General features: G+C 72.6%; 25 protein-coding genes. 19 read left to right on the plus strand and 6 right to left on the minus strand.

Annotated features, from left to right (window positions below):
• Nucleotides 1-26 precede the first annotated feature (26 nt).
• Nucleotides 27-467, minus strand: coding sequence for a hypothetical protein (locus tag OG245_RS29720; RefSeq protein WP_371626434.1), 441 nt, complete (start codon nt 465-467; stop codon nt 27-29).
• Between the two features lie 116 nt (nt 468-583).
• Here OG245_RS29720 and OG245_RS29725 point away from each other — a divergent pair, with 116 nt between their 5' ends.
• The 6 genes from OG245_RS29725 (at nt 584) to OG245_RS29750 (ending at nt 6841) form a co-directional block, all read left to right on the plus strand.
• The gene (locus tag OG245_RS29725; protein WP_371626435.1) at nt 584-1402 is read left to right on the plus strand and encodes a helix-turn-helix transcriptional regulator; all 819 of its coding nucleotides are present in this window, start codon (nt 584-586) and stop codon (nt 1400-1402) included.
• A gap of 233 nt (nt 1403-1635) precedes the next feature.
• A complete protein-coding gene (locus OG245_RS29730; protein WP_371626436.1) occupies nt 1636-2619 on the plus strand; it encodes a hypothetical protein in 984 nt (327 codons plus the stop codon).
• 290 nt (nt 2620-2909) lie between these two features.
• A complete protein-coding gene (locus OG245_RS29735) occupies nt 2910-3962 on the plus strand; it encodes an iron-siderophore ABC transporter substrate-binding protein (protein WP_371626437.1) in 1053 nt (350 codons plus the stop codon).
• A 45-nt stretch (nt 3963-4007) separates the two neighbouring features.
• Nucleotides 4008-5045 carry a FecCD family ABC transporter permease gene (locus tag OG245_RS29740; protein WP_371626438.1) on the plus strand — a complete coding sequence of 346 codons (1038 nt, stop codon included), beginning with the start codon at nt 4008-4010 and terminating at the stop codon, nt 5043-5045.
• Complete coding sequence (locus OG245_RS29745) at nt 5042-6118, plus strand: FecCD family ABC transporter permease (protein ID WP_371626439.1); 1077 nt, start codon at nt 5042-5044, stop codon at nt 6116-6118. The genes OG245_RS29740 and OG245_RS29745 overlap by 4 nt, the downstream gene beginning before the upstream one ends.
• 138 nt (nt 6119-6256) lie before the next feature.
• Nucleotides 6257-6841 carry a hypothetical protein gene (locus OG245_RS29750; RefSeq protein WP_371626440.1) on the plus strand — a complete coding sequence of 195 codons (585 nt, stop codon included), beginning with the start codon at nt 6257-6259 and terminating at the stop codon, nt 6839-6841.
• Between the two features lie 217 nt (nt 6842-7058).
• Here the strand turns inward: OG245_RS29750 and OG245_RS29755 are convergent, their stop codons facing one another.
• Together OG245_RS29755 and OG245_RS29760 are read right to left on the minus strand one after the other, a co-directional pair.
• Nucleotides 7059-7724, minus strand: a complete 666-nt coding sequence (locus tag OG245_RS29755) for a DedA family protein (RefSeq protein ID WP_371626441.1) — start codon at nt 7722-7724, stop codon at nt 7059-7061.
• 14 nt (nt 7725-7738) lie between these two features.
• Complete coding sequence (locus tag OG245_RS29760) at nt 7739-8626, minus strand: SIS domain-containing protein (RefSeq protein ID WP_371626442.1); 888 nt, start codon at nt 8624-8626, stop codon at nt 7739-7741.
• Nucleotides 8627-8855: 229 nt separating this feature from the next.
• On the opposite strand from OG245_RS29760, the gene OG245_RS29765 reads away from it, so the two are divergent.
• The 11 genes from OG245_RS29765 (at nt 8856) to OG245_RS29815 (ending at nt 21698) form a co-directional block, all read left to right on the plus strand.
• Entirely contained in the window at nt 8856-9653 is a 798-nt protein-coding gene (locus OG245_RS29765; protein ID WP_371626443.1) for a DeoR/GlpR family DNA-binding transcription regulator, read from the plus strand.
• A gap of 166 nt (nt 9654-9819) precedes the next feature.
• Nucleotides 9820-10221: a cell division protein SepF gene (locus OG245_RS29770; RefSeq protein WP_007452275.1), complete on the plus strand. Its 402-nt coding sequence runs from the start codon at nt 9820-9822 to the stop codon at nt 10219-10221.
• A gap of 144 nt (nt 10222-10365) precedes the next feature.
• Entirely contained in the window at nt 10366-10725 is a 360-nt protein-coding gene (locus tag OG245_RS29775) for a nucleotide pyrophosphohydrolase (RefSeq protein WP_371626444.1), read from the plus strand.
• A gap of 124 nt (nt 10726-10849) precedes the next feature.
• Complete coding sequence (locus OG245_RS29780; RefSeq protein WP_371626445.1) at nt 10850-11344, plus strand: DUF6099 family protein; 495 nt, start codon at nt 10850-10852, stop codon at nt 11342-11344.
• A 116-nt stretch (nt 11345-11460) separates the two neighbouring features.
• The gene (locus OG245_RS29785; protein WP_371626446.1) at nt 11461-12384 is read left to right on the plus strand and encodes an LLM class F420-dependent oxidoreductase; all 924 of its coding nucleotides are present in this window, start codon (nt 11461-11463) and stop codon (nt 12382-12384) included.
• A 56-nt stretch (nt 12385-12440) separates the two neighbouring features.
• Nucleotides 12441-13358, plus strand: a complete 918-nt coding sequence (gene mmuM / locus OG245_RS29790; protein WP_371626447.1) for a homocysteine S-methyltransferase — start codon at nt 12441-12443, stop codon at nt 13356-13358.
• Between the two features lie 73 nt (nt 13359-13431).
• Complete coding sequence (locus OG245_RS29795) at nt 13432-14949, plus strand: 3' terminal RNA ribose 2'-O-methyltransferase Hen1 (RefSeq protein WP_371626448.1); 1518 nt, start codon at nt 13432-13434, stop codon at nt 14947-14949.
• Entirely contained in the window at nt 14946-17528 is a 2583-nt protein-coding gene (locus tag OG245_RS29800; RefSeq protein WP_371626449.1) for a polynucleotide kinase-phosphatase, read from the plus strand. Before OG245_RS29795 ends, OG245_RS29800 begins: the two co-directional genes overlap by 4 nt.
• A 104-nt stretch (nt 17529-17632) precedes the next feature.
• Complete coding sequence (locus OG245_RS29805; RefSeq protein ID WP_371626450.1) at nt 17633-18868, plus strand: arginine deiminase; 1236 nt, start codon at nt 17633-17635, stop codon at nt 18866-18868.
• Nucleotides 18869-18983: 115 nt separating this feature from the next.
• Nucleotides 18984-19988 (plus strand): ornithine carbamoyltransferase, encoded by a 1005-nt coding sequence (gene argF, locus OG245_RS29810; RefSeq protein WP_371626451.1) that lies wholly within the window; start codon nt 18984-18986, stop codon nt 19986-19988.
• Between the two features lie 222 nt (nt 19989-20210).
• Nucleotides 20211-21698 carry an amino acid permease gene (locus tag OG245_RS29815; RefSeq protein WP_371626452.1) on the plus strand — a complete coding sequence of 496 codons (1488 nt, stop codon included), beginning with the start codon at nt 20211-20213 and terminating at the stop codon, nt 21696-21698.
• On the opposite strand, the gene OG245_RS29820 is transcribed toward OG245_RS29815, so the two are convergent.
• Nucleotides 21649-22098: an ATP-binding protein gene (locus tag OG245_RS29820; protein ID WP_065481144.1), complete on the minus strand. Its 450-nt coding sequence runs from the start codon at nt 22096-22098 to the stop codon at nt 21649-21651. The genes OG245_RS29815 and OG245_RS29820 overlap by 50 nt on opposite strands.
• Before the next feature lie 282 nt (nt 22099-22380).
• Here OG245_RS29820 and OG245_RS29825 point away from each other — a divergent pair, with 282 nt between their 5' ends.
• Together OG245_RS29825 and OG245_RS29830 are read left to right on the plus strand one after the other, a co-directional pair.
• Nucleotides 22381-23208, plus strand: coding sequence for an enoyl-CoA hydratase family protein (locus OG245_RS29825; protein WP_371626453.1), 828 nt, complete (start codon nt 22381-22383; stop codon nt 23206-23208).
• 89 nt (nt 23209-23297) lie between these two features.
• The gene (locus OG245_RS29830) at nt 23298-25568 is read left to right on the plus strand and encodes a bifunctional salicylyl-CoA 5-hydroxylase/oxidoreductase (protein WP_371628025.1); all 2271 of its coding nucleotides are present in this window, start codon (nt 23298-23300) and stop codon (nt 25566-25568) included.
• Here the strand turns inward: OG245_RS29830 and OG245_RS29835 are convergent.
• A complete protein-coding gene (locus OG245_RS29835) occupies nt 25555-26034 on the minus strand; it encodes a hypothetical protein (protein ID WP_371626454.1) in 480 nt (159 codons plus the stop codon). The genes OG245_RS29830 and OG245_RS29835 overlap by 14 nt on opposite strands.
• On the minus strand, nt 26031-26861 hold the full coding sequence (locus OG245_RS29840; RefSeq protein WP_371626455.1) for a GNAT family N-acetyltransferase: 831 nt from the start codon (nt 26859-26861) through the stop codon (nt 26031-26033). The genes OG245_RS29835 and OG245_RS29840 overlap by 4 nt, the downstream gene beginning before the upstream one ends.
• Nucleotides 26862-26876: the final 15 nt, after the last annotated feature.

A 26876-nucleotide genomic window follows, 5' to 3' on the forward strand; every position in this document is an offset into this window, starting at 1 on the left:
TGCCGTCCGCCGGGCGGTGCATGGCACTACCGTGACGAGGACGCCGCCGTCATCCGCCGCAGCCCCGTGTACTGGAGCGCGGAGTAGACCGCCACGATCACGGCGCCGATCAGCAGGAACACCACCCCGAACCCGTTGAGCGGCACGAAGTCGGCGAGGGCCATCACCACGCACCCGACCGCGCACAGGGCGTTCACGACGACGACGGTCCTGGCCAGGGCGGGCGGGATCACCGGATAGCCGCCGATCAGCGCGAGGCAGGCGGCCCCGCCGATCTGGAAGATCCCGAACGCCACGGCGAACGCCACCGGCATCCCGGTCGCGGAGCCGAGCGGCACGGCCGCCGCGACCAGCACGACGCCCATCACGGCGGTGCTCGCGCTGTCGACGCGCAGCACCAGACGGAGGAACCGGGCGGCGTCCCGTGCGGGGGCCACCGTCGCGGACGGGGTGAGGGCGTACGTCATCTCGGATCTCCTTCGGCCGGTGGGGTCGGTGACACCGTGCCACGCGCGGGGGCCCGCACTCCATGACCTCCCAGGTCATGGGGGCCTGGGCGGCGGACACTGGATACGGTGAGGTCATGGAGACCGAAGAGCCGCCCCGGGTGGGCCTGTTGCTCCGGGAGTGGCGTCGCCGTCGCAAGCTCAGCCAGCTCGACCTGGCGCTGCGGGCGGATTCCTCGACCCGGCACCTCTCCTGCGTGGAGACGGGCCGTGCCCGGCCGAGCCGGGAGATGGTCCTCCGGCTCGCCGAGCACCTCGACGTCCCGCTGCGGGACCGCAACGGCCTGCTGCTGGCGGCCGGTTACGCCCCCGCGTACCGGGAGTCGCCGCTCGACAGCGACCGGATGGCCATGGTCCGCTCCGCGGTCCGGGCGATGCTGGCCGGCCACGAGCCGTACCCCGCCGCCGCGATCGACCGGATCTGGGACATCGTCGACCGCAACGACGCGATGTCCCTCCTGCTCGGCACCGTGCCGCCGCACCTCACGGAGTCGGGCGGCAATGTGATGCGCCTGATCCTCCACCCGGAGGGCCTCGCCCCCCAGTGCCTGAACTTCGCCCAGGTCCGAGCCCACGCCCTCGGGCGGCTGCGGCACCAGGCCGACACCACCGGCCACCGCGATCTGCGGGAGCTGTACGAGGAGGTGTCCGCCTACCCGGCCCCGCCGGACCTCGACGCCGACCCCGGACCGGTGGACCCGACGGGCATCGTCGTCCCGCTGCGCATCCGCACGCCGCTCGGCGACATGGCGTTCTTCAGCACGATCGCCACCTTCGGGGCTCCCGCCGACGTGACCCTCTCGGAGCTCGCGGTGGAGTCGTTCTTCCCGATGGACGAGCAGACCGACACCTTGCTGCGCGGCCTGGCGGCGATGGGCGGTCCCGAGGGTCGGTGACGGCCCGTTCCTGAGCGGGGCCATCCCCGCGGCCCGCCGCGGGGATGGCCCCGGAAGGCCCGCCCGCCGGTCCGCATCCGCTGTGCGCACGGCCGGGCCGCCTGCCCGATCAGCAACCCGCCTGCGTTTCCCCTGCCCCTCCACAAGGTCACCCTCCGGTTGACTTCATACCCCTGGGGGGTATCTTGGGCGGTGAGTGGTCGCGATCCGGCGACCTTGACGAGGAGTGAGCCATGCATACCGGTCTCAAGATCACGGCCTTCGCCGCAGGGCTCGCGGCGACCTTCGGATCGGCGTACGCGGCGGGCGGGGCCATGGATCCCGCCGTCGCCGCGAAGGAGTCGTCCCACCAGGACAGTCACGGCGCGAAGGATCGCCCGGCCGCGGAGAAGGGGGCGGTGGAGAAAGGCGCGGAGAAGAGCGCGGGCCAGGCCCCGGAGCTTCCCGGCGGCCTGCAGATCTCCCAGGGGGGCTACACCCTCGACCTCCGCACCCCGCGCGTCGAGGCGGGCGAACCCGCCGAACTGCGCTTCGCCGTCGTGGACGACGACACCTCCCGCAAGGTGACGGCCTTCAGCCGCGAGCACGGCAAGGAGCTGCACCTGATCGTTGCGTCGAGCGACCTCACCACCTACCGGCACCTGCACCCCGAGCGGGCCGCCGACGGCACCTGGTCCGCCCCCGTCGAGCTCCCCGGGGCCGGCGGCTACCGGCTCTTCGCCGACTTCACCCCGGACGTGAAGAACGCCGAGGGCGTCACCCTGGGCGCGGACCTCGCCGTATCGGGCGACGCGCGCCCCGAGGCACTGCCGAAGGCCGAGCGGACGGTGACCGTCGACGGGTACGAGGTGACGCTCGACGGGGCGCTGCGCCCCGGTGCGGGCAGCGAGTTGAAGCTGGAGGTCGAGAAGGACGGCAAGCCGGTGACCGACCTCCAGCCCTACCTCGGCGCGTACGGCCACCTCGTCGCGCTGCGCGCCGGGGACCTGGCGTACCTCCACGTCCACCCGAACGGCGAACCGGGCGACGGGCGGACGGAGCCCGGACCGGACGTCTCCTTCACCGCGACGGCCCCGAGCAAGGGCGCCTACCGCCTCTTCCTCGACTTCCGGCACGAGGGGAAGGTCCGTACGGCCGCCTTCACCGTGCACGCCGGGGGCGCGGCGGCCGGGGAGCCCGTGCCGGAGGACGAGAAGTCCGCCGAGCACGCGCACTGACCGCGGCCCGTCCCTTCCGGGCGGACCGCATAACGATCGGCACACGGGCGGAGCGCGTACGGGCGGAGAGGGCCGGCCGACGGCCCCGGCGAGCAACAGCCTTGTCCCCGGGGCCAGTCCACGGATCCGCCCCGCCTCGGAGCGGCGTGCCGATGAGGGGCGTGAGGCCCGGCGGCCCCGCCGCGCGGCCCTGGTGCGCGGTGGTGCGGGAGGGGCGCTTGTTGAGGTGCCGACGCCTCTGGCTTAGGCTTACCTAACCTTCACCTGCTCGGCCAACCTGAGGACCCCCCATGCTCGGCTTCACCCGCGTGCGCCGCCACACCATCGCCGCGACGGCCACCACCGTCGCCCTCGCCGTCGCCCTCGTCGGCTGCTCCTCGGACGGCGACGGCGACAAGGACGGGGCGAAGGACTCGGCGAAGAGCGGGGGCGGCGCCTTCCCCGTATCGATCAAGAGCTCGCTCGGCACCGCGAAGATCGAGGAGAAGCCCGAGCGCATCGTCACCCTCGGCCAGGGTTCCGCCGAGACCGCGATAGCCCTCGGCCAGACCCCGGTCGGCATCGAGAGCTACCCCTGGGGCAGCGACAAGTCCGGCTACCTGCCGTGGATCAACGAGGCCGTCAAGAAGTCCGGCGACGAGCTCCCCAAGCAGTTCACGGGCGGCGAGGAGATCGACTTCGAGGCGATCACCGAGCTGGAGCCGGACGTCATCCTCGCCCCCTGGTCGGGCATCACGCAGAAGCAGTACGACGTCCTCAAGGACATCGCCCCCACGGTCGCCTACCCCGACCAGGCGTGGAGCACCGACTGGGACCAGCAGATCGACATCATCGGCAAGGCGCTCGGCCGGACGAAGGACACCGGCGCCCTCAAGACGAAGATCGAGAAGCAGCTCGCCGACGCCGCGGCCACCCGGCCGAACTACAAGGACGTCACCTTCTCCTACATCTACAACTCCGGCCCCGGCACCCTCGGCGTCTTCAAGCCCGAGGAACAGCGCGTCAAGATGGTCTCCTCGCTCGGCCTGAAGGTCGACCCGGTCGTCAACGGCTTCAAGGAGACCCCCGGCACCGACTCGGCCCTCATCGGCCTGGAGAACGCCGAGAAGCTCAAGGACAGCGACCTCGTCTTCACGTTCTACACGGACGAGAAGAACCGCAAGGAGATCGAGGGCCAGAAGCTGTACGGCGCGATCCCCGCGATCAAGAAGGGCGCCGTCGTCGCGAGCAACGACAACTCCTTCGTCACCGCCTCCTCGATCATCAACCCGCTGACCGTGCCCTGGACGATCGAGCGCTACCTGCCGATCATCGACAAGGCCGTCAAGACCGCCGGCAAGTAAGACCGGTATCCGGACCGCCGAGCCCACAAGGCACACTCCACTCCCATGGCAACCACCACGGTCGCACCGCCGAGCGGCGCCGGTACCTCCCGTACCGACGCCGCTCGGCTGGCGTTCCTCCTGCTCCTCGGCCTGGCCGCGCTGGCCTTCGCGCTCTGCGCGAGCGTCATGTTCGGCAGCCGCAGCACCTCGCTCGGTGAGGTCGTCGACGTCCTCGGAGGCACCGCCGACCCCAACGTCACCGTCATCGTCGAGAGCCGCTACCCCCGCACCGTCCTCGGCGTCCTCGCCGGACTCTGCCTCGCCGTCGCGGGCACCCTCATGCAGGGCGTCTCGCGCAACCCGCTGGCCGAACCGGGCCTCCTCGGCATCAACGCCGGCGCCTCCGCGAGCATCGTCGCCGCCACCGCCTGGCTCGGGGCCTCGGGCGCCACCGACACCATGTGGTGGGCGCTGCCCGGAGCACTGGTCGCCGGCATTCTCGTCCACGTCATCGGCTCCGCCGGTACGGGGACGAGCGTGGTGCGCCTGGTGCTCGCCGGAGCCGTGCTCACCGCGGTGCTCATGGCGTTCATCCAGGCGGTGACCCTCAGCAAACCGCAGGTCTTCGACAGCTACCGCTACTGGGTCGTCGGAGCGCTCGGCGGCCGCGACTTCGACGTCTTCTGGTCCGTCCTGCCCTTCGCCGCCGTCGGCTTCCTGCTCGCCCTCGCCCTCGGCCCCGGCCTGAACGCCCTGGCCCTCGGCGACGCCACCGCCGTAGCCCTCGGCTCGCACCCCGGGCGCACCCGGGGCGGCGGACTGCTCGCCGCCACGCTGCTCAGCGCCGCCGCGACCGCGGCTGTCGGCCCGATCGCCTTCGTCGGCCTCGCCGTTCCGCACGTCGTCCGGGGCCTGGTCGGCGTCGACTTCCGTGCCCAGATCCTCTTCTCCGCCCTGCTCGGCCCCACCCTCCTGCTCCTCGCGGACGTGGTCGGCCGGGTCGTCATGCGCCCCACCGAACTCATGGTCGGCGTCGTCACCGCCTTCATCGGCGCACCCGCGCTGCTCATCGCCGTACGCAGGATGCGGGGCACCTCATGACCGTCACCGAACGGACCGCACCCGTACGCAAGGCTCCCAAGGCCCCCCGCGGCTACCTGGTCGTCGGCCGCACCGTGGCGATACCCATGCGCCGGGCCTCCGTGTTCGCGGGCGCCGGGCTCTTCGTCCTCCTCCTCGCGGCCGCCGTAACGACGTTGGCCTGGGGGCGCCTCGGCATCGACCTCGCCGACCTGCCCGCAGCGCTCGTCGGGGACGCCGAGGGCAAGGACCGGTTCGTCTTCAACCGGCTGCGCGGCCCCCGCCTCACCGTCGCCATCGGGGTCGGCGCGGCGCTCGGCGTCTCCGGCGCGCTGTTCCAGTCCGTCACCCGCAACCCGCTCGGCAGCCCGGACGTCATCGGGCTCTCCGCCGGGGCGGGCGCGGGCGCCGCGTTCTGCGCGCTGATGTTCCCCGACACGGTCCCGGTCCCCGTCGGCGCGCTCATCGGCGCGATCCTCGCGATGGCCCTGGTGTACGTCTCCACCGGCACCGGCTTCCGCAACCCCGCCCGGCTCGTCATCGCGGGCATCGGCGTCGCCGCGATGGGCGCGGCCGTCACCCAGTACGTCGTCTACGCCCTGGAACGCGACAAGGCCTCCGTTCTCACCGCCTACGTCAACGGCAGCCTGACGGCCCGCTCCTGGACCGACGCCACCACCGTCTGGCTGGTCCTGCTCGTCGCCGCCCCGCTGACCGCGCTGATCTCCCGGCGGCTCGACATCGGCGAGATGGGCGACGACATCGCCGAGGGGCTCGGCTCCGAGCCGAAGAAGGCCAAGACGCTGGCCGTGGTCCTGGCCATCGCTCTCTCGGCCGCCGCGGTCAGCGTCTCGGGACCCATCGCCTTCATCGCCCTGACCGCGCCCCAGATCGCCAGACGCCTCACCCGCGGCTCCGGCCCGCACCTGCTGCTCTCCGCCCTCACCGGCGGCCTGCTGCTGGTGCTCGCGGACCTCTGCTCCCAGCAGCTGGCGCTCTTCGACGACCTGCCGGTCGGGATCTACACGATGGCGATCGGCGGCGCGTACCTCGGTTATCTGCTGGTACGGGAATGGCGCAAGGGCGTGCTCTGAGCGGGCGGGAATTCCCTGCCGCCGACAGGTGCTCCGGCCCTCCGGTGGCAGGCGGTCCGGCCGCGGGGAGAGGGCCGGAGGCGGCACCGGGGCGGTGACGACTGGTCACGTACAGGTTCGTCGACCATACTGCCCGCCGTGGAGCAGAGCATAGATTCGAACAAGAAGCCCGAGTTCGCCGCAGGCACCGACCCGGCGTTCATCCCCCTGCCCGGACTGGCGGCGCCCGTCGCGACCCGGAAGCCCGAACCGGAATCGGAGGCCGGTCCGGAGGACGCTGTTCCGGAATCGGGAACGGAGAAGGAGGCGGAACGCGGCGCCGAGGCCGTGGCGGACGCCGACGCCGACGCCGACGCCGACCAGGAACCGGAATCGGCGGCATCGGCGGCGGGCGACGCCACAGCGGAGGACCGGGCCGGGAGCGAGGGCGACGCGGCCGAGGAGGGCCCCGTCTTCGAGGTCAGCGACCGGCGCGGCTCGATCCGGGTGGCGCGGGAAGGCATCCGTTTCACGCTCGACGACCAGGAGGCCGAGTTCGGCTGGGACGAGATCGGCGCGGTGGAGACCACCCCGGCGCGCTTCGGCCGCCGGTTCACGGTGACCGTCCACGTGTCGAGCCGCCGCTGGTTCAACGCCGAGGTCGAGGCGGCGAGCCGCGCCGAGCTCAAGGGCTGGCCGGCCGAGCTGGACACCGTCCTGGACGCCTACTTCGAGGAGTCCTGAGCCGTCTGCCGTGAGACACCCCGCCGGGGTGTCTCACGGGCGTCCCGCCGATGAGGCGGGGGCCGGACGGCGGTTCCGGCCGCGCCGCGCGGCGCCGGGGTCCTGCCGTGCGGCGGCGAGCGCCGCCCCACGGCCGCTCGTACCGCGCTCCGTCGCGCGCCGGGTCGCTTCGTGACACCGGGTCCGGCCCCCGCGTGCGGCGCGCCCGGCAGTGCGGTCAGGGCTGCTCGCGGTTGCGGCCCCGGACGCGCATCGCGACGTAACCGACCAGGGCGACCGCGGCCAGTGCCAGCACGATCTTGGTCACGACGCCGACGTACGCCCCGACCACGTCCCACTGGTCGCCGAGCCAGTATCCGGCCATCACGAGCACCGTGTTCCACACCAGGCTGCCCGCCGTCGTCAGCCCGACGAACAGCGGCAGCGGCATGCGCTCCACGCCCGCGGGCACCGAGATCAGACTCCGGAACACCGGCACCATGCGGCCCAGCAGCACCGCCTTGGTGCCGTGCCGGGCGAACCACTCCTCCGTCCGCACCAGGTCGGAGGCCTTCACCAGCGGCAGCTTCGCCCACCAGGCGTGCATCCGCTCCCGGCCGAACACGGCCCCGATCCCGTACAGGACCACCGCGCCGACGACCGAGCCGAGCGTCGTCCAGAACAGGGCCGAGACGATGCTGAGCACCCCCTGCGAGGCGGCGAACCCGGTCAGCGGCAGGATGACCTCGCTGGGCAGCGGCGGGAACAGGTTCTCCAGCGCGATGGCCGCGCCCGCGCCGGGACCGCCGAACGTCTCGACCAGCCCGGTGGCCCAGCCGACGACGCCCCCCTGCGGATCCGGGGCGGCGAGCGGTTCCGGCGCGGCTGCCAGGGTCAGATGCATGGGTCCATGGTCCCTCAGGCTCCGTCGAGCACCACGGAACGGCTCAGATGCCGCGGCAGGTCCGGGTCGAGCCCCCGCGCGGCCGCACGGGCCAGAGCGAGGCGCTGTACGCGTACGAGATCGGCCAGCGGGTCGAGGGCGCCGTCCACCCACTGGGCGCCCGTCGCCCGCACCTGCCCGGGCAGGCCCTCGGGGGCCTCGCCGAACATCCAGGTCACGGTACCCGCGGTGGAGATGCTGATGGGCCCGTGGCGGTACTCCATCGCGGGATAGGACTCCGTCCAGGACAGCGACGCCTCCTTCATCTTCAGCGCCGCCTCATGGGCCAGTCCGACCGTCCACCCCCGCCCGAGGAAGGAGAACTGGGTGCTCCCGAGCAGCCCGTCGGGCAGCGGCTCGGCCAGCGCGGTCTCCGCGTCCGCGACCACGGCCTCGGAGTGCAGGCCGAGGTGGGCGCGGAGCAGGGTGAGGGCGGTCGTGGCGAAGCGCGTCTGGACGACGGACCGTTCGTCGGCGAAGTCCAGGACGACGAGGTCGTCGGCCGCCGCCCTGACCGGGGTCGTGGGATCGGCCGTGACGGCCACCGTGCGCGAGGTGCCCCGCAGCCGCTCCAGCAGCTCCAGCACCTCGGTCGTGGTCCCCGAGCGGGTCAGCGCGACGACGCGGTCGTAGCCGCGGCCGAAGGGGAACTCGGAGGCGGCGAAGGCGTCCGACTCGCCCTGGCCGGAGCCCTCGCGGAGCCCGGCGTAGGCCTGCGCCATGTAGAAGGAGGTACCGCAGCCGACGACGGCGATCCGCTCGCCCGCGACGGGTAGGCCGGCGGCCCCGGGGCCGCCCGCCAGGGCGGCTGCGCGCCGCCAGCAGGCGGGCTGACTGGCTGTCTCGGTCTCGGCATACGACACGTCTGCACTCCACGGGAACGAGGTGGACCACGGGAACGGGGCTGAGCTGGGCCGATCAGCCCGCATGTAGAATTCTGCACGTTACATGCAGTTATCGAGCAAAAACAAGCAAGCCGCAGGTGGGTGAGGGGCTCCCGGGAGGCCCTGTGCGACGCTTGCGGCGGTCCGGCCACCGGCGACCGCGTTCCCGCGAAACGCGGTGCCCGCGCCGGACGGTGAGGAGACGCTCTTGTCCAGGGACGCCCGGTGGGACGCGCTGCTGGAACTGGTCGGCAAGCACGGCAGGGTGGACGTCGAGGAGGCGGCGACGGCGCTCGACGTCTCGGCCGCCACCATCCGCCGCGACCTGGACCAGCTGGCCGAACAGCACCTGCTCACCCGCACCAGGGGCGGCGCGGTCGCGCACGGGGTCTCCTACGAACTGGCGCTCCGCTACAAGACGGGCCGTCACGCGCCGGAGAAGCAGGCCATCGGCCGCGCCGTGTCCGGCCTGGTCGCCGTCGGCGAGGTCGTCGGCCTGACCGGCGGAACGACCGTGACCGAGGTGGCCAGGGCGCTCGCGGTACGCCCGGACATCGTGGGCGAGACGGCGGTGGCGGGCGGCCAGCCGACGCTGACCGTGGTGACGAACGCCCTCAACATCGCGAGCGAGCTGGCGATCCGTCCGCAGATCAAGATGGTCGTGACGGGCGGTGTCGCGAGGCCCCAGTCGTACGAGCTGACGGGCCCGCTCGCCGTCGGCGTGATGAACGAGATCACCCTGGACGTCGCCGTCCTCGGGGTGAACGCCATCGACATCGAACGCGGTGCGTACGTCCACCACGAGGGCGAGGCCAGCGTCAACCGGCTGCTCGCGGAACGGGCCCAGCGGGTGGTGGTGGCGGCCGACTCGTCGAAGATCGGCAAGCGGGCCTTCGCGCGCGTCTGCGACCTGGGCCTCGTCGACGTCCTGGTCACCGACACCCGCATCGGGGCGGAGGCGAGGGTCCGGTTCGGCGAGGCGGGGGTGCAGGTCATCACGGTCTGACGGGTCCGGTCGTCATGAACCGATGTCCACCGGGTATCGGATGCGACACGGAGGCGGACTTCGCCGTGTCGCTGGTACGCCGAACGGGTGAGGGGCGAGAGGATTGCCCGATGAACAGTGAGTGCAGCCGGCGGGAACCCGACCGGCTCGACGACGGGGTGGCCCTGTGAGCAGGTACGACAGGTATGACAGATACGACGCCACCGACGAACAGTGGGAGGGGCTGGCACAGGTCGTACCGCTGCGCGGCCGCGACGAGTGGCCGTCCCGGATCGACCACCGCACCGTCCCCGACGAGCGCGCCGCCGAACAGCGCCGCCTCGTCGTCCTGCGGGTGCAGGTCTTCGCGGACGCGCGCGAGGTCGCCGAGTACCTGGTCGCCCAGGTTCCGGTGCTGCTCGACCTGACAGCGGCGGAAACGGACGTGGCGAAGCGGATTCTCGACTTCAGCAGCGGTGTGGTCTTCGGCCTCGGCAGCGGCATGCACCGTGTCGACCGCAACGTCTTCCTGCTCGCGCCGGTCGGCATGGAGGTCGAAGGGGTCACGCCCGCGGGTCTCGCCCAGTAGCCCGCGGGCCTCGCCCAGGAGGAGGAAGCGGCAGTCGGGGCGGCAGCCGGACCGGACCGCCGCCCCCGGCCGGGCCGTTCCGTCCTCCGTGCCGGGTGGCGGGCGGGGGAGGCACTGTCGGTGGCCGGTGATAGACCTGGGGCCGTGACATACATCGATGTGGCAGAACTCCAGCGGCGGCTGGTCGCGTTCGCTGCGGCGCGCGACTGGGAGCAGTACCACACCCCGAAGAACCTGGCGGCCGCGCTCAGTGTCGAGGCCTCCGAACTGCTGGAGATCTTCCAGTGGCTGACGCCCGAACAGTCGGCGGGAATCATGGAGGACCCCGAATCGGCGCACCGGGTCGCCGACGAGGTGGCGGACGTGCTCGCCTATCTCCTGCAGTTCTGCGAGGTGTTGGGCATCGATCCGACGGCGGCGCTGGCGGCCAAGTTGGAGCGGAACGAGAAACGCTTCCCCCTGCCGAGCGCTCCGGAACCCCCCGATCGTCACTCTTCGGAGTGAGTGAGATATCCACAGTCGACTTCCTGTCCACAGATTTCCGATTTCCTCTGGCCTTACGGTGCTGTCTACCTCACTGTGGGTAATGAATGAGGTGAGCGGGTTTTCGTACGGACGGGGGAGACACATGGAAGCGGAGCGACTCATCGAGGCGGGCCGGCGGGCTCTGGCGGGCAGCCGGGGTGCGCTGGACGTCATGGCGGAGGCCTGGCAGGCACAGGCGCTGGCCCGGGCGATCGGCAGTCGGCTGGAGCTGTACGGCCCGGTGGAATTACGGAGCGAGGCGCGGGCGCTGGGGGAGATCGGCGCCGGATGCTCGGCGCTGGATCACCCGACGGTGCTCTCCGGCGGCGCCAGGGCCGCCCGGCTGTCGGTGATCGCCGATGTGCGGTCGGTCCTGGCCGGGCTCGCGCTGCTGCTCGGAGAGGCCGGTATCGCCCTCGTCGGGGTGGCCTGCGACACGGGGGAGGACGGTCTGTACTGGCAGTGCATCGAGGCCATGGACGCGGCCGACGAATCGTTGGAACGCGTGCACGGGATGCTGAGGCGGCTGGCGGAGAGGGAGCGCGACGGCCCCTACGGCGGCATACGCGGCCCCGCGGCATCGGCGGCGGGGCCCTGAGGGGAAGACGGCGGGGCAGGGCGGAGGAGTCCGGCAGGGCAGGACGGGGGGAGACGCGGGGAGGCCCGGCCGGGCTGGTGGGCGGGACCGGGTGCCGGAGGGGCAGGATGGAGGGCATGGATCTTCGCATCTTCACCGAGCCCCAGCAAGGGGCCGACTACGACACCTTGCTCACCGTCGCCAAGGCCGCCGAGGACCTGGGCTTCGACGCCTTCTACCGCTCCGACCACTATCTCCGCATGGGCTCCGGCGACGGTCTGCCCGGGCCGACCGACGCCTGGATCACCCTGGCGGGACTGGCACGCGAGACCCGGCGGATCCGGCTCGGCACGCTGATGACCGCCGGCACGTTCCGGCTGCCGGGCGTGCTGGCCATCCAGGTGGCCCAGGTCGACCAGATGTCCGGAGGCCGGGTCGAACTGGGCCTGGGGGCAGGTTGGTTCGAGGAGGAGCACAAGGCCTACGGCATTCCGTTCCCGAAGGAGAAGTTCGGCCGCCTGGAGGAGCAGCTCGCGATCGTCACCGGCCTGTGGGCGACGGAGGTCGGCAAGACCTTCAGCTATGACGGGACGTATTACCAGCTCACCGATTCGCCCGCGCTGCCCAAGCCCGCCCAGGCCAAGGTGCCCGTCCTGATCGGCGGTCACGGCGCGACGCGCACCCCGCGGCTCGCCGCGCAGTACGCGGACGAGTTCAACATCCCGTTCGCCTCGCTGGAGGACAGCGAGAAGCAGTTCGGCCGGGTCCGGGCCGCCGCGCAGGCGCACGGGCGCTCGCCGGACGACCTGGTGTACTCCAACGCGCTGATCGTCTGCACGGGCAAGGACGACGCGGAGGTCGCCCGTCGCGCGGCGGCCATCGGCCGGGACGTGGAGGAGCTCAAGGCGAACGGGCTGGCGGGTTCGCCCGCCGAGGTGGTCGACAAGATCGGCGCCTACGGGGCGATCGGCTCGTCGAGGATCTACCTCCAGGTCCTCGACCTGGACGACCTGGGCCACCTGGAACTGATCTCCTCGCAGATCCAGTCGCAGCTGACCTGACCTGACCTGACCTGACCTGACCTGACCTGACCTGACCTGACGAGGAGGAGGCGGCTGTGAGTGGCGTTCGCACGCTCGCCGACGCGCTGGAGGCCGGGCCCGTCCTGCTGGACGGCGGGCTCTCCAACCAACTGGAGGCGCAGGGCTGCGATCTGTCCGACGCGCTGTGGTCGGCCCGGTTGCTGGCCGCCGCGCCGGAACAGATCGAGGCCGCTCACCTCGCCTACCTCCGGGCGGGCGCGCGGGTGCTCATCACGGCCAGCTATCAGGCCACCTTCGAAGGGTTCGGGCGGTACGGGATCGACCGGGCCGGGGCCGGGGCCCTGCTCGCCCGCAGCGTGGAGCTGGCCCGGGGCGCCGCCGACGCGGCGCGCCGGGCCGACCCGGGGCGGGAGACCTGGGTCGCCGCCTCGGTCGGACCGTACGGGGCGATGCTCGCGGACGGCAGTGAGTACCGGGGCCGTTACGGGCTGAGCGTCCGGGAGCTGGAGCGTTTCCACCGCCCCCGGGTGGCGGCGCTGGCGGCCGCCGGGCCGGACGCCCTGGCGCTGGAGACGGTGCCGGACCTGGACGAGGCGGAGGCCCTGGTCCGGGTGGCCGAGGAGACCGGACTGCCGTACTGGCTCTCGTACAGCGTGGCCGGCGGCCGGACCCGGGCCGGCCAGCCGCTGGAGGAGGCGTTCGCGGTGGCGGCGGGGCGGGACTCCGTTCTCGCGGTCGGGGTCAACTGCTGCGATCCGGAGGAGGCGCAGGGTGCGGTGGAGCAGGCGGTGGCGGTCACGGGCAGGCCCGCCGTGGTCTACCCGAACAGTGGGGAGGGGTGGGACGCCGGAGCGCGGGGGTGGACCGGGCGCGGCACCTTCGACCCCGGGCGGGTGCGGGCCTGGACGCGGGCCGGAGCCGGGCTCGTCGGAGGCTGCTGCCGGGTGGGGCCGGACCTCATCACGGAGCTGGCAGGCCGGCTGGAGCGCTGAAGCGGGTCGCGGAAGGCAGGGTGCGCGAGAAATTGCCTGGTGAGGGCAGGGGGCGAGGATCATACTCGGACAGGTGTTCCTGACAATCGGTACGACCGGCACTCCTGAACGTCCCGCCACGGACCTGGGTTTCCTGCTGCACAAGCATCCCGACAAGGCGCAGGCGTTCTCCACCTCGCACGGCCCCGCGCACGTCTTCTATCCCGAGGCGTCCGCCGAGCGCTGCACGGCCGCACTCCTGCTGGAGGTGGATCCGGTGGCGCTGGTGCGGCGCGGCAAGGGCAAGGGCCGGGGAGGCGCGCCCGACGCGGCGCTCGCGCAGTACGTCAACGACCGGCCCTACGCGGCGTCCTCGCTGTTGTCGGTCGCCCTCGCGGCCGTGTTCAAGTCCGCGCTCGGCGGTGTCTGCCGGGCCATGCCCGAGCGGGCCGGAAGCCCGTTGCCGCTGCGGATCGAGGTGCCCGCCCTGCCCGCCAGGGGCGGCGCCGAGCTGGTGCGCAAGCTGTTCGCGCCGCTCGGCTGGTCGCGGGTCGACGTCACGGCCGTACCGCTGGACGAGGAGTTCCCCGCCTGGGGCGACTCCCGCTACGTACGCCTGGTGCTGGAGGGCGAGTTGCGGCTCGCCGACGCGCTGCGGCAGCTCTACGTCCTGCTCCCGGTGCTCGACGACGCCAAGCACTACTGGGTCGCGCCCGACGAGGTGGACAAGCTGCTGCGCGCGGGGGAGGGCTGGCTGGCCGGCCACCCCGAGCGGCCGCTGATCACCCGGCGCTATCTGTCCCACCGCTGGGGGCTCACCCGCCAGGCCGACCAGGCCCTGGAGCTGGTCCGGCTCGCCGAGTCGGACGACCTCGATGTCGACAGCGTCGACAACGCGGTGGACGAGAGCACCGACACCGAGGAGAAGCCGGTCCCGCTCGCCGAGCACCGGCGCGCGGCGATCCTCGACGCGCTGCGCGCCGCGGGGGCGGGCCGGGTGCTCGATCTCGGCTGCGGACAGGGCCAGTTGGTGCAGGCGCTCCTGCGGGACACGCGCTTCACCGAGATCGTGGGCGTCGACGTCTCGATGCGCGCCCTCACCATCGCCTCGCGGCGGCTGAAGCTGGACCGGATGGGCGAGCGCCAGGCGGACCGGGTCACCCTGCGGCAGGGTTCGCTGACCTACACGGACAAGCGGCTGACGGGGTACGACGCCGCCGTGCTCAGCGAGGTGATCGAGCACCTGGACCCGGACCGGCTGCCCGCCCTGGAGTACGCGGTGTTCGGCGCGGCGCGACCGGGGACGGTGCTCGTGACCACGCCGAACGTCGAGTACAACGTCCGCTGGGAGACCCTCCCGGCCGGGCACGTCCGGCACGGGGACCACCGGTTCGAGTGGAGCCGGGCCGAATTCCGCGACTGGGCCGGGCAGGTCGCCGGGCGGCACGGATACGCCGTCCGGTACGTGCCCGTCGGGCCGGACGACCCCGAGGTGGGGCCGCCGACCCAGATGGCCGTGTTCACCCGGACCGACGCCACCACGACCACCGGAACGGCGGGGAAGCCGGCCGGGAAGAAGACCGGGAAGACGAAGGAGGCGGAAGCCGCATGAACAACGACCACAGCGACGCCGGTACGGAAAACGCCGCCACCACCGCCGCGCGGGTCCTGCCGGTGACCGACCTCTCCCTCGTCGTCCTCATCGGCGCGAGCGGATCGGGCAAGTCCACCTTCGCCCGCAGGCACTTCAAGCAGACCGAGATCGTCTCCTCGGACTTCTGCCGGGGACTGGTCGCCGACGACGAGAACGACCAGAGCGCCAGCCGCGACGCCTTCGACGTGCTGCACTACATCGCCGGCAAGCGCCTGGAGGCCGGGCGGCTCACCGTGATCGACGCCACCAGCGTCCAGTCCGAGAGCCGCAAGCAGCTCGTCCAGCTGGCCCGGAAGCACGACGTCCTGCCCATCGCCATCGTCCTGGACCTCCCCGAAGAGGTCTGCGCCGCCCGCAACGCGGCCCGCCCGGACCGGGCCTCCATGCCGCGCCACGTCATCCAGCGGCACCGCCGCGAGCTGCGGCGCTCCCTGCGCGGCCTGGAGCGCGAGGGCTTCCGCAAGGTGCACGTCCTGCGCACCGAGGAGGAGGCCGAGAGCGCGACGGTGGTCCTGGAGCGCCGCTACAACGACCTGCGCCACCTCACCGGCCCGTTCGACATCATCGGGGACGTCCACGGCTGCCGCTCCGAGCTGGACGCCCTGCTCGGCAAGCTCGGTTACGTGGAAGGCGCCCACCCCGAAGGCCGTACGGCCGTGTTCGTCGGCGACCTCGTGGACCGGGGCCCCGACAGCCCCGGCGTGCTGCGCCGCGTCATGTCCATGGTGTCGGCGGGCAACGCCCTCTGCGTCCCCGGCAACCACGAGAACAAGCTCGGCCGCTACCTCGCGGGCCGCAAGGTCCAGCTCACCCACGGGCTCGCCGAGACCGTCGAGCAGCTGGAGCGCGAGGACGCCGAGCACCCCGATTTCCGGGGCCGGGTGCGGGCGTTCATCGACGGCCTGGTCAGCCACTACGTCCTGGACGGCGGCAAGCTGGTGGTCGCTCACGCCGGGCTGCCCGAGAAGTACCACGGCCGCACCTCCGGCCGGGTCCGCTCGCACGCGCTGTACGGGGACACGACGGGGGAGACCGACGAGTTCGGGCTGCCCGTGCGCTACCCGTGGGCCGAGGAGTACCGGGGCCGCGCCACCGTGGTCTACGGCCACACCCCGGTGCCCACCACCTCCTGGATCAACAACACCATCTGCCTGGACACGGGGGTCGTCTTCGGCGGGAGGATGACCGCGCTGCGCTATCCGGAGCGCGAACTGGTCGACGTACCCGCCGAGAAGGTCTGGTACGAGCCCGTCAAGCCGCTGACCAGCGAGGCGCCCGGGGGCCGGGAGGGCCGGCCGCTGGACATCGCCGACGTCCAGGGCCGCCGGGTCGTGGAGACCCGGCACCTGGGCCGCGTCGCCGTCCGCGAGGAGAACGCCGCCGCCGCGCTGGAGGTGATGAGCCGGTTCGCCGTCGACCCTCAGCTCCTCGCCTACCTCCCGCCCACCATGGCGCCCACCGCCACCTCCCGCGAGGACGGCTTCCTGGAGCACCCGGCCGAGGCCTTCGCGCAGTACGCCGCCGACGGCGTGGAGCGGGTCGTGTGCGAGGAGAAGCACATGGGCTCCCGGGCCGTCGCCCTGGTCTGCAAGGACGCCGTGGCCGCGACCGCCCGGTTCGGCACGGCGGGCCCCACCGGCGCGCTGTACACCCGCACCGGACGCCCGTTCCTGGACGACACGGCGATGACCGAGGCGGTCCTGGACCGGCTCCGCACCGCCGTCGCCGCCGCCGGGCTCTGGGAGGAGTGGGACACCGACTGGGTGCTCCTGGACGCCGAGCTGATGCCGTGGTCGCTCAAGGCCGGCGGGCTGCTGCGCTCGCAGTACGCCGCGGTCGGCGCGGCGTCCGGCGCGGTCCTCCCGCCGGCCGTGGCCGCGCTGGAGCAGGCGGTCGCCCGGGGCGTCGAGGTGGCGGGCCTCGCCGGACTCCAGCGGGCCCGCGCCAGGGACGCGGCCGCGTTCACCGAGGCGTACCGGCGGTACTGCTGGAGCACCGAGGGGCTGGACGGGGTGCGGCTCGCGCCGTTCCAGATCCTCGCCGTCCAGGGCCGTTCCCTGGCCTCCGTGCCGCACGACGAGCAGCTCGCCTGGCTGGACCGGCTCGTGGAGCACGACCCGACCGGGCTGCTCCGGATCACCCGCCGGCTCGTCGTCGACACCGGGGACGAGGCCTCCGTGCGCGCGGGCGTGGACTGGTGGCTGGAGATGACCGGGCGGGGCGGCGAGGGCATGGTCGTCAAGCCGCTCGGCGCCCTCGTCCGGGATGCCAGGGGCCGGCTCGTCCAGCCCGGCGTCAAGGTGCGCGGCCGGGAGTATCTCCGCATCGTCTACGGCCCCGAGTACACCCGCCCGGAGAATCTGGAGCGCCTGCGCTCCCGGTTCCTCGGCCACAAGCGCTCGTTGGCGCTGCGGGAGTACGCCCTCGGCCTGGAGGCCCTGGACCGGCTGGCGGAGGGCGAGCCGCTGTGGCGGGTCCACGAGGCGGTGTTCGCCGTCCTGGCCCTGGAGTCGGAGCCGGTGGACCCCCGGCTCTGAGCCGGGGGGCGTCGTGGACCGGCCAGGATCCGCCGCACACCCCCGGGTCCAACCCGTAGGCGATTCGCCGGGTGAACGGCGCTCCGCGCGGTGAGGATGAAGGCATGGGATACCAAGTCGACTCCGAAGCCGGGCGGCTGCGCCGCGTCATACTCCACCGGCCCGATCTGGAGCTGAAGCGGCTCACACCCAGGAACAAGGACGCGCTCCTGTTCGACGACGTCCTGTGGGTGCGCCGCGCCAGGGAGGAGCACGACGGGTTCGCCGACGTGCTGCGCGACCGGGGGGTCGTCGTGCACCTCTTCGGCGATCTCCTGCGCGAGTCCCTCGACATTCCGGTCGCCCGGCGGCTCGTGCTCGACCGGGTCTTCGACGAGAAGGAGTACGGCCCGCTCGCCACCGAGCATCTGCGGGCCGCCTTTGAGGAGTTGTCCTCACAGGAGCTGGCGGAGGCGCTGGTCGGCGGCATGACCAAGCGGGAGTTCCTGGAGCGGCACAGCGAGCCGACCTCCGTGCGCTTCCATGTGATGGACCTGGACGACTTCCTGCTCGGCCCGCTGCCGAACCACCTCTTCACCCGGGACACCTCGGCGTGGATCTACGACGGGGTCTCCATCAACGCGATGCGCTGGCCCGCCCGGCAGCGCGAGACCGTCCACTTCGAGGCGATCTACCGGCACCACCCCCTGTTCACCGGCCCGGAGGCGGGCGCCTTCCACCACTGGTCGGAGGGCCAGGACGACTATCCCTCCACCATCGAGGGCGGTGACGTCCTGGTCATCGGGCAGGGCGCGGTCCTCATCGGGATGAGCGAGCGCACCACACCGCAGGCCGTGGAGATGCTGGCCCGGGGCCTCTTCGACGCCGGCTCGGCGCGCACGATCGTGGCGCTCGACATGCCCAAGGCCCGGGCGTTCATGCACCTGGACACGGTGATGACGATGATCGACGGCGACACGTTCACCCAGTACGCCGGTCTCGGGATGCTCCGCTCGTACACCATCGAGCCCGGCAGCGGCCCCCGCGAGCTGAAGGTCACCGACCATCCGCCCGAGCACATGCACCGCGCCATGGCCGCCGCCCTCGGCCTCGACTCCATCCGGGTGCTCACCGCCACCCAGGACGTGCACGCGGCCGAGCGCGAGCAGTGGGACGACGGCTGCAACGTGCTCGCGGTCGAGCCCGGTGTCGTCGTCGCGTACGAGCGCAACGCCACCACCAACACCTATCTGCGCAAGCAGGGCATCGAGGTGATCGAGATCCGGGGCAGCGAGCTGGGCCGGGGGCGTGGCGGGCCGCGCTGCATGAGCTGCCCGGTGGAGCGGGACCCCGTGGCGTGAGGGACGGACGGACCGCACCCCCTGCCCCTGTATAGGGATACGGTAGATCGTATAGACTTCCAGTTCTGCCCGCGCGCAGTGCGCCGATCCCCGTCCGACCCCAGGAGCAGTCATCATGGCCATAGACCTCACCGGCCGTCACTTCCTCAAGGAGCTGGACTTCACCTCCGAGGAGTTCCTCGGCCTGGTCTCCCTGGCCGCCGAGCTCAAGGAGGCCAAGAAGGCCGGGGTCGAGGTCCAGCGGCTGCGCGGGAAGAACATCGCGCTGATCTTCGAGAAGACCTCGACCCGTACGCGCTGTGCGTTCGAGGTCGCCGCCGCCGACCAGGGCGCCTCCACCACCTACCTCGACCCGTCGGGCTCCCAGATGGGCCACAAGGAGTCCGTGAAGGACACCGCCCGGGTGCTCGGCCGGATGTTCGACGGGATCGAGTACCGGGGTGACAGCCAGCAGGCGGTCGAGGAGCTGGCCGCGTACGGCGGAGTGCCGGTCTTCAACGGGCTCACGGACGACTGGCACCCGACCCAGATGCTCGCCGACGTGCTCACCATGACCGAGTTCCGCGAGGGGCCCGTCGCGGGGACCGCCTTCGCCTATCTCGGGGACGCCCGCTTCAACATGGGCAACTCCTACCTGATCACCGGCGCCCTGCTGGGTCTGGACGTCAGGATCGTCGCCCCCGAGGCGTACTGGCCGGACGAGGCCGTCGTGGCGCGGGCCCGGGTGCTGGCCGAGGTCAGCGGCGCGACGATCACCCTCACCGGCGATGTCGCCGAGGGCGTCCGGGGCGCCGACTTCGTCGCCACCGACGTCTGGGTCTCCATGGGGGAGCCCAAGGAGGTGTGGGCCGAGCGCATCGCCGCCCTCGGGCCGTACGCCGTGACGATGGACGTCCTGCGGGCCACCGGCAATCCGGAGGTGAAGTTCCTGCACTGCCTGCCCGCCTTCCACGACCTCGGAACCCAGGTCGGCCGGGACATCCACAGCCGGTACGGGCTGACCGAGCTGGAGGTCAGCGACGAGGTCTTCGAGTCCGCGCACTCGGTCGTCTTCGACCAGGCGGAGAACCGGATGCACACGATCAAGGCCGTGCTGGTCGCGACGCTCGCGGGGAAGTAGCCCAGCCGCCGCACCAGCCGGTACGGGTACGGAGCAGGGGTGCGCATCCCCATACGCCCGATTGGGTGAACATGCGCGGTGGTGGCTACGATGTCGCCTCTTGGTGGGGTTCGGGCTCGCGATGCCCGGACCCCTTCCCATGTGCCGACCGCGGTCCCCACGGCCGCCGTGCACACCGGGAAACGTCCCCCCACTGCACCACCAGAGATGAGAACGTCCCGCATGAGCACCGGTCTGCCGGATTCCGGCACCCCGCAGCGCCCCGGCCCCTCGAAGCCGGGGCTGCGCCGCAAGAGCCCCGATCAGCTCATCGCCGAGTCCGGCGGCGACCTGGAGGGCCACGGCCTCAAGCGCACGATGGGCCTCTTCCAGCTCGTCTGCTTCGGGGTCGGCGCGATCGTCGGCACCGGCATCTTCGTCGGGCTGTCCGACAGCGTCGCCGAGGCCGGCCCCGCCGTCGTGATCTCCTTCGTCCTCGCCGCGATCACGTGCATCTTCACCGCGCTGTCCTTCGCGGAGCTGGGCAGCGCCATCCCGGTCTCCGGAAGCTCGTACTCCTTCGCGTACGCGGCCCTCGGCGAGCGCACCGCGTTCCTCGTCGGCTGGTGCCTGCTGCTGGAGTACGGCGTGTCGGTGTCCGCCGTCGCGGTGGGCTGGAGCCAGTACGTCAACGAGCTGCTGAACAGCGTGATCGGCTGGGAAATCCCCGAGGCCCTGTCCGCCGGTCCCGCCGACGGCGGTGTGGTCAACCTGCCCGCGGTCGTCGTGATCGCCATGGCCGCCGCGCTGCTGGTGCGCGGTGTCCGGGAGAGCGCCACCGCGACCGCCGCCATGGCGATCCTCAAGATCGGCATCCTGGTGGCGTTCTGCGCCGTGGCGTTCAGCGCGTTCCAGGACGACAACCTCATGCCGTTCGCGACCCACGGGCTCGGCGGCATCACCGCCGGCGCCTCACTGGCGTTCTTCTCCTACATCGGTTTCGACGCCATCACCACCGCGGGCGAAGAGGTCAAGAACCCCCGGCGGAACATCCCCATCGCCATCCTGGTCTGCATCGGCGTCGTCACCCTGCTCTACTGCGCGGTGGCGCTCTCGGCCATCGGCGCGATCGGCTCGGACGCCGTCGCGAACAAGAGCGCGGCCCTCTCGATCGCCGTCAACCAGGTCACCGACTCCACGGTCGGCGGCGGCATCATCGCCTTCGGCGCGGTCGTCGCCATCGCCTCGGTGGTGCTCGCCGTGATGTACGGGCAGACCCGCATCCTCATGTCGATGTCCCGCGACGGTCTCATCCCGCGCGTCTTCGAGCGGGTCTCGCCCAAGACCCACACCCCGGTCGCCAACACCTGGATCGTGGCCTGCGTCTTCGCGGTCCCGGCCGCGTTCGTCCCGCTCGACGTCGTCGTGAACCTGACGACCATCGGCACACTCGCCACGATGGTCGCCGTCAATGTCGCGGTGGTGGTGCTCAGGCGGAGCGCCCCCGGGCTCAAGCGGACCTTCCGGGTGCCGCTCTACCCGGTGAGCCCGCTGCTGGGCGTCGCGTTCTGCCTGTATCTGATGTACGGGACCGGCTGGACGACCTGGGTCCAGTTCGCGGTCTTCCTCGCCGTGGGCTCGCTCCTGTACGCCGGTTACGGGCGCAAGCGCTCCCGGCTGGTCAGCTCCCCGGGGACGGACCCGGCTGCGCCGGTATCGCCGGAAGCGTGAACCAGACGGCCTTGCCGTGCTCCGTGGTGCGGTGACCGCACGCGGAGCTGAGGGTCCGGATCAGCAGCAGGCCGCGGCCGTGCTCCTGCCAGGGATCGACCTCGAAGCCCGGTCGCGGCCGGGACAGGTCGCCCGGCGGAGCGGGGTCGCGGTCGTGCACCTCGACCTGGCAGCCGGTGGGCAGCAGCTCCACGACCAGCTCGATGGGCTCACCGCCCAGCGTGTGCTCGACCGCGTTGGCCACCAGCTCGGCGGTCAGCAGCTCGGCGGTGTCGCTGTCGGCCGGGGCGTCGATGTCCGACAGTGCCGTACGGATGAGAGCGCGGGCGATCGGCACGGCCGCGGTGGAGTGCGGCAGGGCGATGCGCCAGGAGGCGGGGACGGGGACGTCGGGCGGCACGGCAGGGTTCCGTTCGGGAGCGGGTCTTCCTCGAAGCGGGAGGTCTCGACTTCTGGGGTTCACGCGGTACTCGTGTCGAGACTTCCTGGTTTCAACTTTACGAACCGCTCCGGGCCGGCCATAGAGGCGGTCGGCCGGAGCAAAGGGGACTTTCGCCACAACGGTCTCATGGATGGTGTATTGCGACCTCGTGACGGCAGTCACGCAAAGGTGATAACTTCGGAGGCGGAACGCGACCCGCGCACGGCCGGCACCAGCCCGATCGCTGAAGGGGACCCCTCCATGAGCCCGTTTCCCAGCTCGGCCCCGAGCGCCGAGGAATGGCGTCATCTGCGGCTGACCCGGGACGACGGTGTGGCCACCGTCACACTCGCCCGCCCCGAGAAACTCAACGCGCTCACCTTCGGCGCCTACGCGGATCTGCGCGACCTCCTCGCCGAACTCTCCCGGGAACGCTCCGTCCGCGCCCTCGTCCTCGCCGGAGAGGGGCGCGGCTTCTGCTCCGGCGGCGATGTCGACGAGATCATCGGCGCCACCCTGGCCATGGACACCGCGCGGCTCCTCGACTTCAACCGGATGACCGGCCAGGTCGTCCGGGCCCTGCGGGAGTGCCCCTTCCCGGTCATCGCCGCCGTCCACGGTGTCGCCGCCGGAGCCGGAGCCGTGCTGGCCCTGGCCGCGGACTTCCGGATCGCCGATCCGTCGGCCCGCTTCTCCTTTCTCTTCACCCGGGTCGGCCTCTCCGGCGGCGACATGGGCGCGGCCTACCTGCTGCCCCGGGTCGTCGGCCTCGGCCACGCCACCCGGCTCCTGATGCTCGGGGACGCCGTCCGCGCCCCCGAGGCGGAGCGGATCGGGCTGATCAGCGAGCTGGTCGAGGAGGGGAGGGCCGGCGAACGCGCCGCCGAGCTGGCCCGCCGCCTCGCCGACGGACCGGCCCTCGCGCTCGCCCAGACCAAGGCCCTGCTCACCGCCGAGCTGGACATGCCGCTGGCCGCGTCCGTCGAGCTGGACGCCAACACCCAGGCCCTCCTGATGCACGGCGAGGACTACGCCGAGTTCCACGCCGCCTTCACCGAGAAGCGGCCCCCGAAGTGGCGGGGGAGGTAGCCGTGCCGGCTCCCGGAACGGCGGGGGAGGCAGCCGCCGCACCGGCCCCCGGGGCCGCCCGGCGCCCCGGCGCCGCCGTGCCGGACCGCGTGCGCCGGATCGCGGTCGTCGGCGGCGGCCCCGGCGGGCTCTGGGCCGCGGCCCTCCTCAAGCGGCTGGACCCGGACCGTGCCGTCACCGTCTTCGAGCGCAACGCCCCCGACGACACCTTCGGCTTCGGCGTCGTCCTCTCCGACGAGACCCTCGGCGGCATCGAACACGCCGACCCCGAGGTGTACCGCGCGCTGAGGGCCGAGTTCGTCCGCTGGGACACCATCGACATCGTCCACCGCGGCCGGACCCACACCTCCGGCGGCCACGGCTTCGCCGCCCTCGGCCGCCGCCGGCTCCTGGAGATCCTGCACGAGCGCTGCGCCGGCCTCGGCGTCGACCTCCGCTTCCGCGCCCCGGCCCCGCCCGCCGCCGAGCTGGCCGCCCACCACGACCTGGTCATCGCCGCCGACGGGGTGCACAGCGCCACCCGCGCGGCCCACGCCGACTCCTTCGGCCCGAGCGTCACCGAACACCGCAACCGCTACATCTGGCTCGCCGCCGACTTCGCGCTCGACGCCTTCCGCTTCGAGATCGCCGAAACCCCGTACGGCGTCATGCAGTTGCACGGCTACCCCTACGCGGCGGACGCCTCCACCGTCATCGTCGAGATGCGCGAGGAGGTCTGGCGCGCCGCCGGGCTCGACACCTGTGACGCGGCCGAATCCACCGCCCGCTGCGCCAAGTTCTTCACCGAAGCGCTGGACGGCCGCCCGCTGCGCGGCAACAGGTCCTCCTGGCTCGCCTTCCGCACGGTCACCAACTCCCGCTGGTCACAAGGCAACACCGTGCTCATCGGCGACGCGGCCCACACCGCCCACTTCTCCATCGGCTCCGGCACCAAGCTCGCCGTCGAGGACGCCCTGGCGCTGGCCGCCTGCGTCGAGGAACAGCCGGACCTGCCGGCGGCCCTCGCCGCGTACGAGGCCGAGCGCCGCCCCGTCGTCGCCTCCACCCAGCGCGCCGCCGCCGCCAGCCTCCGCTGGTTCGAGGAGCTGGCCACCTACGTGGACCAGCCGCCCCGCCGCTTCGCGTTCAACCTGCTCACCCGCAGCCGCCGGGTCACCCACGACAACCTCCGGCTGCGCGACGCCTCGTTCACCGCCGCCGTCGAGGAGGAGTTCGGCTGCCCGCCGGACACCCCGCCGATGTTCACCCCGCTGCGCCTGCGCGGCCTCGAACTGCGCAACCGCGTCGTCGTCTCCCCCATGGACATGTACTCCGCCACCGACGGGCTGCCCGCCGACTTCCACCTCGTCCACCTCGGGGCCCGCGCGCTCGGCGGCGCGGGACTCACCATGACCGAGATGGTCTGCGTCAGCCCCGAGGGCCGCATCACCCCCGGCTGCACCGGCCTGTGGAACGACGAACAGGCCGCCGCCTGGCGGCGGATCACCGACTTCGTCCACACCTGTGCCCCCGGCGCCGCCATCGGTGTGCAGCTCGGCCACTCCGGCCGCAAGGGCTCCACGAAGCTGATGTGGGAAGGCATCGACCAGCCCCTGGAGACCGGCAACTGGCCACTGACGGCCGCCTCCCCGCTCCCGTACGAGCCGGGCGTCAGCCAGGTCCCCGCGGAGCTGGACCGGGCCGGACTGGACGCCGTGCGCGAGCAGTTCGTGGCGGCCGCCCGGCGCGCCGCCGACTCCGGCTTCGACCTCCTCGAACTGCACTGCGCCCACGGCTACTTGCTCTCCGGCTTCCTCTCCCCGCTCACCAACCGCCGCACCGACGCCTACGGCGGACCGCTCGCCGGACGGCTCCGCTTCCCCCTCGACGTCTTCGACGCCGTACGCGAAGTCTGGCCGCGGGAGAGGCCGATGACGGTGCGGATCTCCGCCACCGACTGGGCCCAGGGCGGCACGGAGGCGGCGGACGCCGTGGAGATCGCCCGCGCCTTCGCCGACCACGGGGCCGACGCCATCGACGTCTCCACCGGCCAGGTCGTCGCCGGGGAGCGCCCCGAGTACGGCCGCTCCTACCAGACCCCGTACGCCGACCGGATCCGCAACACCGTCGACGTTCCTGTCATCGCGGTCGGCGCGATCTCCTCCTGGGACGACGTCAACTCCCTGCTCCTGGCGGGCCGCGCCGACCTCTGCGCCCTGGCCCGCCCGCATCTGTACGACCCGCACTGGACCCTGCACGCGGCGGCCGAACAGGGCTACTCGGGCCCCGGAGCGCCCTGGCCCCTTCCGTACGGCGCGGGCAGCCGCCCCCCGCCCACCGGCCGCACCGACGGGCCGAAGCCCCGGCTCACGCTGGGCTGAGGCAGTCGTGGCACCGGCACGGGACCGGGTGCGGCACCGCACCCCAGTGCTCCTCGCGGTACCGCGGGGCCAGGCGGGCCAGCAGGGCGGTCAGCTCCTCGGCGTGCTCCCGCGTGGCCCAGGAACCGTCGACGCCCACCGCCGCCGCGCGGCGCAGCACCGCCGGGCTGTACACCGCGACGGGCCGGAACGTGTGGAGATTGCGGGTCGCCATGTCGATGGTGATGTACGCGCCGGTGTGCCGGCCGCGCCCGATGGTGGTCAGCTCCTCGTGCCCCATGCCTCCGTAGGTGCCGACGACATGCACCTTCGACCCGCCCCGGTACGCCTTGGTCCCGGGCCGCAGTTCCTGCCCGCCGTCCCCGTACCGCCGCCACCGCACCACGTTCGCGGCGACGAGCCACAACGGCTCCGCCGCCACGGGCTCCACCGTGACGGGCTCCGCGTCCGTCGGCTGCTCCGTCACGGGTTCCTCCTCAACAGCATCCGGTCCGCCACCGGTTCGTAACCGATCCGCAGATACACGCCGTTGCTCGTCGGGTTGGCGAGGTCGGCGAACAGCACGACCTCCGCCGCCCCCGCCTCCCGGGCGGCCCGTCCGGCCGCGTCCGTCACGGCGGCCGCGTACCCCCGGCCGCGAAGCTCCGGCGGGGTGTACACCAAGGTCACCCGCACCGTGCCCGCCAGCATCCGGGAGCGCCCCGCGAGAGCCACCGGAGCCCCGCCGCTCTCCCAGAGGGTCAGCGCCCCGCGTTCCGTGCCCTCGTCCACCAGCCACTCGGCCGAGGACTTCGACTGCCCGGTCGCGTCGGCGAAGCCGCGCACCCACTCCACGAGCAGCGCCCGGTCCGCCCGCGTCGCCGTCCTGGCCCGGCCCTCCGGCGCGGGGGAGGGCGGTCGCGGCGGGCCCAGCCGGTACAGCCGCTGCTCCTGCTCGGTCCGGTAGCCGGGGAGCCGGGCGGCCAGCAGTGCCGCGGTGTCCCGGTCCGCGGTGACGGCGTCCAGATCCGGGCCCGCGCCCAGGGCGTCCGCCAGTGGACCCACCGCTTCGGCGGGCACGGAGTCCAGCAGGGCCGGATGCGGCGGAGTGCGCAGCAGGGTCCCCGCCACCGCCCCGTCCGCCCCGCGCCACCAGCCGAGCACCGGATCGCCCTCGCCGTAGTGGTGCGGGCCGCTGCGGCTCAGCCGCTCGGTGACCGTCAGCGTCACCGTGTGCGCGACGGGCCGCGCGGCGAGCGACGCGCCGGCCGCGGCGAGGAACGTGCCGGTGTCGTGCGTGAAGGTCCAGGCCATGCCTCATCCTGCCCG

Source organism: Streptomyces sp. NBC_01116, from assembly GCF_041435495.1.
Taxonomy (GTDB): domain Bacteria; phylum Actinomycetota; class Actinomycetes; order Streptomycetales; family Streptomycetaceae; genus Streptomyces.

What these genes read in the sequence shown, in the direction of transcription:
- OG245_RS29720 (WP_371626434.1), bottom strand. Translation starts at nt 467, where the DNA reads ATGACGTACGCCCTCACCCCGTCCGCGACGGTGGCCCCCGCACGGGAC.
- OG245_RS29725 (WP_371626435.1), top strand. Translation starts at nt 584, where the DNA reads ATGGAGACCGAAGAGCCGCCCCGGGTGGGCCTGTTGCTCCGGGAGTGG.
- OG245_RS29730 (WP_371626436.1), top strand. Translation starts at nt 1,636, where the DNA reads ATGCATACCGGTCTCAAGATCACGGCCTTCGCCGCAGGGCTCGCGGCG.
- OG245_RS29735 (WP_371626437.1), top strand. Translation starts at nt 2,910, where the DNA reads ATGCTCGGCTTCACCCGCGTGCGCCGCCACACCATCGCCGCGACGGCC.
- OG245_RS29740 (WP_371626438.1), top strand. Translation starts at nt 4,008, where the DNA reads ATGGCAACCACCACGGTCGCACCGCCGAGCGGCGCCGGTACCTCCCGT.
- OG245_RS29745 (WP_371626439.1), top strand. Translation starts at nt 5,042, where the DNA reads ATGACCGTCACCGAACGGACCGCACCCGTACGCAAGGCTCCCAAGGCC.
- OG245_RS29755 (WP_371626441.1), bottom strand. Translation starts at nt 7,724, where the DNA reads ATGCATCTGACCCTGGCAGCCGCGCCGGAACCGCTCGCCGCCCCGGAT.
- OG245_RS29780 (WP_371626445.1), top strand. Translation starts at nt 10,850, where the DNA reads ATGGAAGCGGAGCGACTCATCGAGGCGGGCCGGCGGGCTCTGGCGGGC.
- OG245_RS29785 (WP_371626446.1), top strand. Translation starts at nt 11,461, where the DNA reads ATGGATCTTCGCATCTTCACCGAGCCCCAGCAAGGGGCCGACTACGAC.
- OG245_RS29800 (WP_371626449.1), top strand. Translation starts at nt 14,946, where the DNA reads ATGAACAACGACCACAGCGACGCCGGTACGGAAAACGCCGCCACCACC.
- OG245_RS29805 (WP_371626450.1), top strand. Translation starts at nt 17,633, where the DNA reads ATGGGATACCAAGTCGACTCCGAAGCCGGGCGGCTGCGCCGCGTCATA.
- argF (WP_371626451.1), top strand. Translation starts at nt 18,984, where the DNA reads ATGGCCATAGACCTCACCGGCCGTCACTTCCTCAAGGAGCTGGACTTC.
- OG245_RS29815 (WP_371626452.1), top strand. Translation starts at nt 20,211, where the DNA reads ATGAGCACCGGTCTGCCGGATTCCGGCACCCCGCAGCGCCCCGGCCCC.
- OG245_RS29825 (WP_371626453.1), top strand. Translation starts at nt 22,381, where the DNA reads ATGAGCCCGTTTCCCAGCTCGGCCCCGAGCGCCGAGGAATGGCGTCAT.
- OG245_RS29840 (WP_371626455.1), bottom strand. Translation starts at nt 26,861, where the DNA reads ATGGCCTGGACCTTCACGCACGACACCGGCACGTTCCTCGCCGCGGCC.